General features: G+C 69.6%; 5 protein-coding genes. 4 read left to right on the forward strand and 1 reads right to left on the reverse strand.

Going from position 1 to position 6,474, the window contains the following annotated elements; genetic code table 11:
• Positions 1-20: 20 nt before the first annotated feature.
• A complete protein-coding gene (locus QN345_RS14050) occupies positions 21-1,286 on the reverse strand; it encodes a ScyD/ScyE family protein (RefSeq protein WP_134446462.1) in 1,266 nt (421 codons plus the stop codon).
• Positions 1,287-1,626: 340 nt separating this feature from the next.
• On the opposite strand from QN345_RS14050, the gene QN345_RS14055 reads away from it, so the two are divergent.
• The 4 genes from QN345_RS14055 to QN345_RS14070 all read left to right on the forward strand — a co-directional run.
• Positions 1,627-2,535: a xanthine dehydrogenase family protein subunit M gene (locus QN345_RS14055; RefSeq protein WP_322135879.1), complete on the forward strand. Its 909-nt coding sequence runs from the start codon at positions 1,627-1,629 to the stop codon at positions 2,533-2,535.
• Between the two features lie 4 nt (positions 2,536-2,539).
• Positions 2,540-3,145: a (2Fe-2S)-binding protein gene (locus tag QN345_RS14060; protein ID WP_134446460.1), complete on the forward strand. Its 606-nt coding sequence runs from the start codon at positions 2,540-2,542 to the stop codon at positions 3,143-3,145.
• A complete protein-coding gene (locus tag QN345_RS14065; protein WP_322140799.1) occupies positions 3,142-5,535 on the forward strand; it encodes an aerobic carbon-monoxide dehydrogenase large subunit in 2,394 nt (797 codons plus the stop codon). The genes QN345_RS14060 and QN345_RS14065 overlap by 4 nt, the downstream gene beginning before the upstream one ends.
• Before the next feature lie 11 nt (positions 5,536-5,546).
• Positions 5,547-6,474: XdhC family protein (locus QN345_RS14070; RefSeq protein ID WP_323508771.1), on the forward strand; the 928-nt coding region annotated here is incomplete at its 3' end.

The following is a 6,474-nucleotide window of genomic DNA, read 5'->3' on the forward strand; positions in this document are numbered from 1 at the left end:
GGCCGGGTGGGCGGCGAGAGTCAGTCTGTCGTGTCGTCGAGGGAGTCGCTCGCGGCGTGGCCACCCGTCAGCGGGATGCGCACGAGTTTGCCGACCGGGGTCGGCGCTCCGTTCGCGTCCGGACTGATCGCATCCGTCGTGAGGTAGAGCGCACCGTGGCGCAACTCGATCGCGGCCGGCTGCGACACCGCCACGAGCGCACTCGGCGTGTCCGAACCGGAATCGAGCACCGACACCTGGCCGGTGCCGTCCGGACCCCCGAACAGCTCGGCGACGTAGATCGTGCCGTCGTCCTGCGAGACCGCGAGGCCCGTCGCACCGACGAACCCGGTCGCGACGAGTTCGACGTCACCGGAGTCCGGATCGACCCGGTACACCGAGCCGCGCGCGCCGAGGCTCGCGTCCTCCGGCCCGCCTGGGAGCGACGTGACGTAGAGCCAACCGTCCGGGCCGAGCTCGACATCCGTCGGAACCGGTTCGAAGCGGTAGTCGTGCCCGGCTGCACAGGCGGGGAAACCGATATCCGCGATCATCGCCGCATCGATCGTGATCGGGTCGCTCGGCGGAAGAACCGCGGTGGTGGACACCGTGCCGTCCCAGTCGACGTGCAGGATCGCGTTCCCGCCGGCATCCGCGACGTACACCCCGTTCCAGAGGGCGAGCGACGCGTACGGGTGCGTGTCGACGACCCCCGTGTACGCCGCCGGAATGAACGGCGGCTGGGCGGGATCGAACTGGGCGGCACACGCCGGGTCGAGGTCGACGAACCCGTAGCTGTTGTCCTGGTCCGGGTTCGCCGAATTCTCGTAGGCCCAGATGTCGGCGAGCTGAGCGTCGGTGCCGTCCGGCGCGATGGACCTGAGCGTGGCCGCGCTGTGGTCCTGGGCCACCCGGGCGTAGTAGACGGTGCCCTTCCGCGCGGTGACCGCGGAGATCTCGTCGCCCGGGGCGCTCGCGATGGTCGCTGTCGTTCCGTCGCGGGCCACCCTCGTGAGTTCGCCGGCGAAGTTCTGGCTGACGTAGACGGTGTTGTGCCGGCCGACCTCGAGGCTGAGCGGGCCGAGCAGGCCCTCCGCGAGCGTCACCGGCGCGCCTGTTCCTTCCCCGTCGCCGTCGCCGTGTCCGGATCCCTGTCCGGCCGATGCCGGGGTGGCGCCGAAGAACGCCACCGCGAGGGAGGCGCACGCCACCCCCGCGAGGAGCCGCCTGCGTAGTCCTGTTCCGTGCCGTGCTGTTCCGTGCCGTGCCGTTCCGTGCAGTCCTGTTCCGTGCAGTGTCCTGGTCATGATCTCTGTTCTCTTCACGATCGGCTCTCGCCACGACCGCTGGGACAGAAGCACCGGAAGACAAGCGCTGCGCAGGTACGCCGAGAGCAGATGACGGTTGCATGTTGTCAAGCACCGCGGAGAGAACGTGTGATGCACAGCGTCTCCCGGGGAGGCCGGCACACACACGGGTGCCGACGCTGGCAGATTAATCCGAAGCCTGTGCGTTGTCTAGGTCTTTGCCATGAACCGAAAGGAAATGCCCGATCGGCGGGTCATTGACTTCGCTGGGGCCCGGGGCCACTATGTGTGGCATCCAGTGCCCCCCATTCCGCAGGGCATGCCTCAATGGGGAGGGTCCGTGCAAATTCCGGCACCATTCGAATACGCCCGCGCCGACACGGTCGACGACGCCATCGCACTGCTCTCCCGGTACGGCCCCGAGGCCCGCATCATCGCGGGCGGTCACAGCCTGTTGCCGATGATGAAGCTCCGGCTGGCCAGGCCGGAATGGCTCATCGACATCAACGACCTGTTCGAACTCGACTTCGTGCTGCGGGACGGAGACCGGTTGCGGATCGGCGCCCTCACCCGGCACACGACCCTCCTCGAGTCCGCTGAGATCGCCGCGCTCTTCCCGATCGTCGGCGACGCCGAGCGAGTGATCGCAGACCCGATCGTCCGCAATCGCGGCACGATCGGAGGTTCGCTCTGCCAGGCCGATCCTGCGGAGGACCTCGCGACCGTCTGCGATGTGCTCGGTGCCGAGGCGATCGTTCGCGGTCCCCTCGGCGAGCGGATGCTGACCATGACCGAGTTCCATCGCGGAGCCTACGAGACGGCGGTCGCCGCGGATGAGCTGCTCTGCGAAGTGCGCATCCCGATCCGGCCGCGCTCAGGAAGCGCATACGAAAAGGTCGAGCGCAGGGTCGGCGACTGGGCCGTCGCCGCGGCAGGAGCCGCGCTCTCGTTCGCGGAGGACGGCACGATCGCGGAGGCATCCGTCGGCCTGACCGCCGTGGGGCTCGACGGCACCGTCGGCGCGGTCACGGAGCTGCTCCGCGGTGAACGCCCCGGCGAGCAGCTCTTCATCGAGGCCGGCCGCCTCGCAGCACTCGCGGCCGACCCGGTCGCCGACCAGCGCGGACCGGTCGACTACAAGCGGCACCTCGCCGACGAGCTCACCCGCCGCGTCCTTCGCCGCGCGACAGATCGTGTCGCGGAGTTCGCCGGCCCGACCGGGCACCCCACCACACCGCAGGAAGGCTGAATCCATGCAGATCACCATGACGGTGAACGGGACCGACGTGACCAACGAGGTCGAACCGCGCGTCCTGCTCGTGCACTACATCCGCGACGTGTTGAGGCTCACCGGAACCCACTGGGGCTGCGACACCTCCAACTGCGGTACCTGCGTCGTGCTCATGGACGGGCAGCCGGTGAAGTCGTGCACCGTGCTCGCGGCGATGGCCGATGGTCATGCGATCACGACGGTCGAAGGCCTCGCCACCGGTGGCACCCTCGACCCCGTGCAGCAGGGCTTCATGGAGGAACACGGGCTGCAGTGCGGGTTCTGCACCCCCGGCATGATGCTCACCGCCCGCGCTCTCCTCGACGTGAACCCGCACCCAGACGACACCGAGATCCGCCGGGCGATCTCGGGGCAGATCTGCCGCTGCACCGGCTACGCGACGATCGTCCGTTCGGTGCACTGGGCAGCAGACCACCCGGCGGGCATGACCGAAGCGGATGCCGCAGGTGGCGACCCCGCAGCGCTCGACGACTCGGCGGGCACGACCACGGAACCGGGCGCCGCCGCCGCGGAAGCGGCCAGGGCGATCCCGGCCTCGCAGACGGAACCGGAAGAGGTGACCGCATGACCATCCTGCAGGAACACGCACCCAACCCGGCGGCGGACGACGAGGGCCGCCCGATCGGCTACGGCCGGCTGCAACGCAAGGAAGACCCCCGTTTCGTGCGCGGCCGCGGCCACTACGTCGACGACATCACGCTGCCCGGAATGCTCCACGGCGCGATCCTGCGCTCACCGGTCGCGCACGCCCGGCTCGTCTCGATCGACACGACCGCAGCCCTCGCCCACCCGGGCGTCGTCGCCGTCATCACGGGGGCCGACCTGCTCGCCCTCGGCCTCGCGTGGGCGCCGACCCTCTCCGCCGACGTGCAGGCGGTGCTCGTGACCGACAAGGTGCGCTTCCAGGGCCAGGAGGTCGCCTTCGTCGTCGCGGAGGACCGCTACGCCGCCCGGGACGCACTCGAACTCATCGAGGTCGACTACGACGTGCTCCCGCCTGTCGTCGACGCCAGGAAGGCGCTCGACGCAGACGCACCGGTCGTGCGCGACGAGATGGAAGGGCGCACCGACAACCATATCTTCGACTGGGAGGCAGGCAACAAGGCCGAGACGGATGCCGTCTTCGCCGCAGCAGACGTCGTCGTCAGCCAGGAGATCGTCTACCCGCGATCGCACCCGGCTCCCATGGAGACCTGCGGCGCCGTCGCAGACTTCGACGCGGTGACCGGCAAGCTCACACTCTACGAGACGAGCCAGGCCCCGCACGCCCACCGGACCCTGTTCGCCATGGTCGCGGGCATCCCGGAGCACAAGATCCGGATCGTCTCCCCCGACATCGGCGGCGGCTTCGGCAACAAGGTCGGAATCTACCCGGGCTACATCCTCGCCGTCGTCGGCTCGATCGTGACCGGCAAACCGGTGAAATGGATGGAGGACCGCTCGGAGAACCTGATGTCGACCTCCTTTGCCCGCGACTACATCATGCAGGGCGAGATCGCCGCGACGAAAGACGGCAGGATCCTCGCCGTGCGCACCAACGTCCTCGCAGACCACGGTGCCTTCAACGCCACGGCGCAGCCCACGAAATACCCCGCCGGCTTCTTCCACATCTTCACCGGAAGCTACGACCTCCAGGCCGCGCACTGCTCGGTAACCGGCGTCTACACGAACAAGGCGCCCGGCGGTGTCGCATATGCGTGCTCCTTCCGGGTCACAGAGGCCGTCTACCTCGTGGAGCGGCTCGTCGACATCCTCGCCGCGAAGCTCGAGATGGACCCGGCGGAACTGCGCCTGAAGAACCTGATCAAGCCGGAGCAGTTCCCCTATCCGAACAAGACCGGCTGGGAGTACGACTCCGGCGACTACGAGCGTGCACTGCGGCTCTCGATGAAGATGGCCGGGTACGACGACCTGCGCCGGGAGCAGCAAGCCAAACGCGACCGCGGCGAACTGATGGGCATCGGTATCTCGTTCTTCACCGAAACGGTCGGTGCCGGCCCGCGCAAGCACATGGACATCGTCGGCCTCGGCATGAACGACGGCGCGGAACTGCGCGTGCACCCGACCGGCAAGGCGGTGGTACGCATCTCGGTGCAGAGCCAGGGCCAGGGCCACGAGACGACCTTCGCCCAGATCGTCGCCGAGGAGATCGGCATCCCGCCGGAGGACATCGACGTCGTGCACGGCGACACCGACCAGACGCCGTTCGGCCTCGGCACCTACGGCAGCCGGTCGACCCCGGTCAGTGGCGCCGCCGTGGCCCTCGTCGCCCGCAAGGTGCGCGAGAAGGCCCGGTTCATCGCCGCCGCCATGCTCGAGACCCGCCCGGAAGACCTCGAATGGGAGAAGGGCCGCTGGTTCGTCAAGGGCGACCCGAGTGTCGGCAAGACCATCGCCGAGATCGCGATGGGCGCATACGGCACCGTAGCCCTGCCGGAGGGGATCGACGGCAACCTCGACGCCGAAGTGACCTACGACCCGCCGAACCTGACCTTCCCCTTCGGCGCCTACATCTGCGTCGTCGACGTCGACCCCGGCACCGGGCACGTCACGGTGCGCCGGTTCGTCGCCGTCGACGACTGCGGTACCCGGATCAACCCGATGATCATCGAGGGGCAGGTGCACGGGGGCCTGACCGACGGCGTCGGCATGGCGCTCATGCAGTTCATCGAATTCGACGAGTCGGGCAACAACCTCGGCGGCTCCTTCATGGACTACCTCATCCCGACGGCGATGGAGGTGCCGGACTGGGAGACCGGGTACACCGTGACCCCCTCGCCGCACCACCCGATCGGAGCGAAGGGCATCGGAGAGTCCGCGACGGTCGGTTCACCCCCCGCGATCGTCAACGCGGTCGTCGACGCCCTCGCCCCGTTCGGGATCACGCACATGGACATGCCGTGCACGCCGGCACGGGTGTGGGCGGCCATCCAGGGTCGTCCCCGCCCGCCGATCTGATTGCCGTGCCGATGCCACCGATTCCGGACGCCCTCGCCCGCAGGGCGCACGAACTCACCGAACGCCGCGAGCCGTTCGTCCGCGCCACCGTCGTACGCGCCCAGCGTCCGACGAGCGCGCACGCCGGCGACACCGCCGTTGTGGATGCCGCCGGCCGGATCGACGGGTTCGTCGGCGGTGCCTGCGTCGAGGCATCCGTTCGGTACTACGGGCTCAGGCAACTCGCCGCACGCGAGCCCGTCCTGCTCCGGGTCGTGCCAGGGGACCCGTCCGGCGTGGCGGAGGACGGCGCTGTCGAGGTGCGGAACCCGTGCCTCAGCGGGGGCGCTGTCGAGATCTTCCTCGAGCCGTGGCATCCGGCACCGCGGGTCATCGTCGTCGGCGCGACACCGGTCGCGCGGGCCCTCGCCACGATCGGGGTCGACCTCGGCTTCGACGTCGAGCTCACCGAGACGATCGGCGCCCCCGGCACGGCCACGACACCGCGCCGGGACGACGCCGCACTCATCGTCGCGTCCCATGGCCGGGAAGAGGAACCCGCCCTCGAGGCGGCCCTCCGCGCGGGGGTGCCCTATGTCGCGCTCGTCGCGAGCCCCACCCGGGGCTCCGCAGTGCTCGCCTCCCTCAACGTCGACGCCGAGCAACGCGCCAGGGTGTTCAACCCTGCGGGACTCGACCTCGGCGGCCGGACCCCCGGCGAGATCGCGGTCTCGGTCTTCGCGCAACTCGTCGCCGAACGTTTCAGGCTCCGGTCGGCGGGGCTCGCCGGGGCCGCGGGGGCCCTGCCGCTCCCGGTGTCCCCCGGGGAGGCCGACGCGACGTTGGAGCCTCCGAGCGCCATCGATCCGGTCTGCGGGATGACGGTTGCCGCCCTGCCCACGAGCCTGCACTACGAGCACGCGGGGGCAACACACTACTTCTGCTCCCCCGGCTGTCGCG

It is taken from the genome of Cryobacterium sp. 10I1 (genome assembly GCF_035019805.1).
In the GTDB taxonomy this organism is placed as follows: domain Bacteria; phylum Actinomycetota; class Actinomycetes; order Actinomycetales; family Microbacteriaceae; genus Cryobacterium; species Cryobacterium glucosi.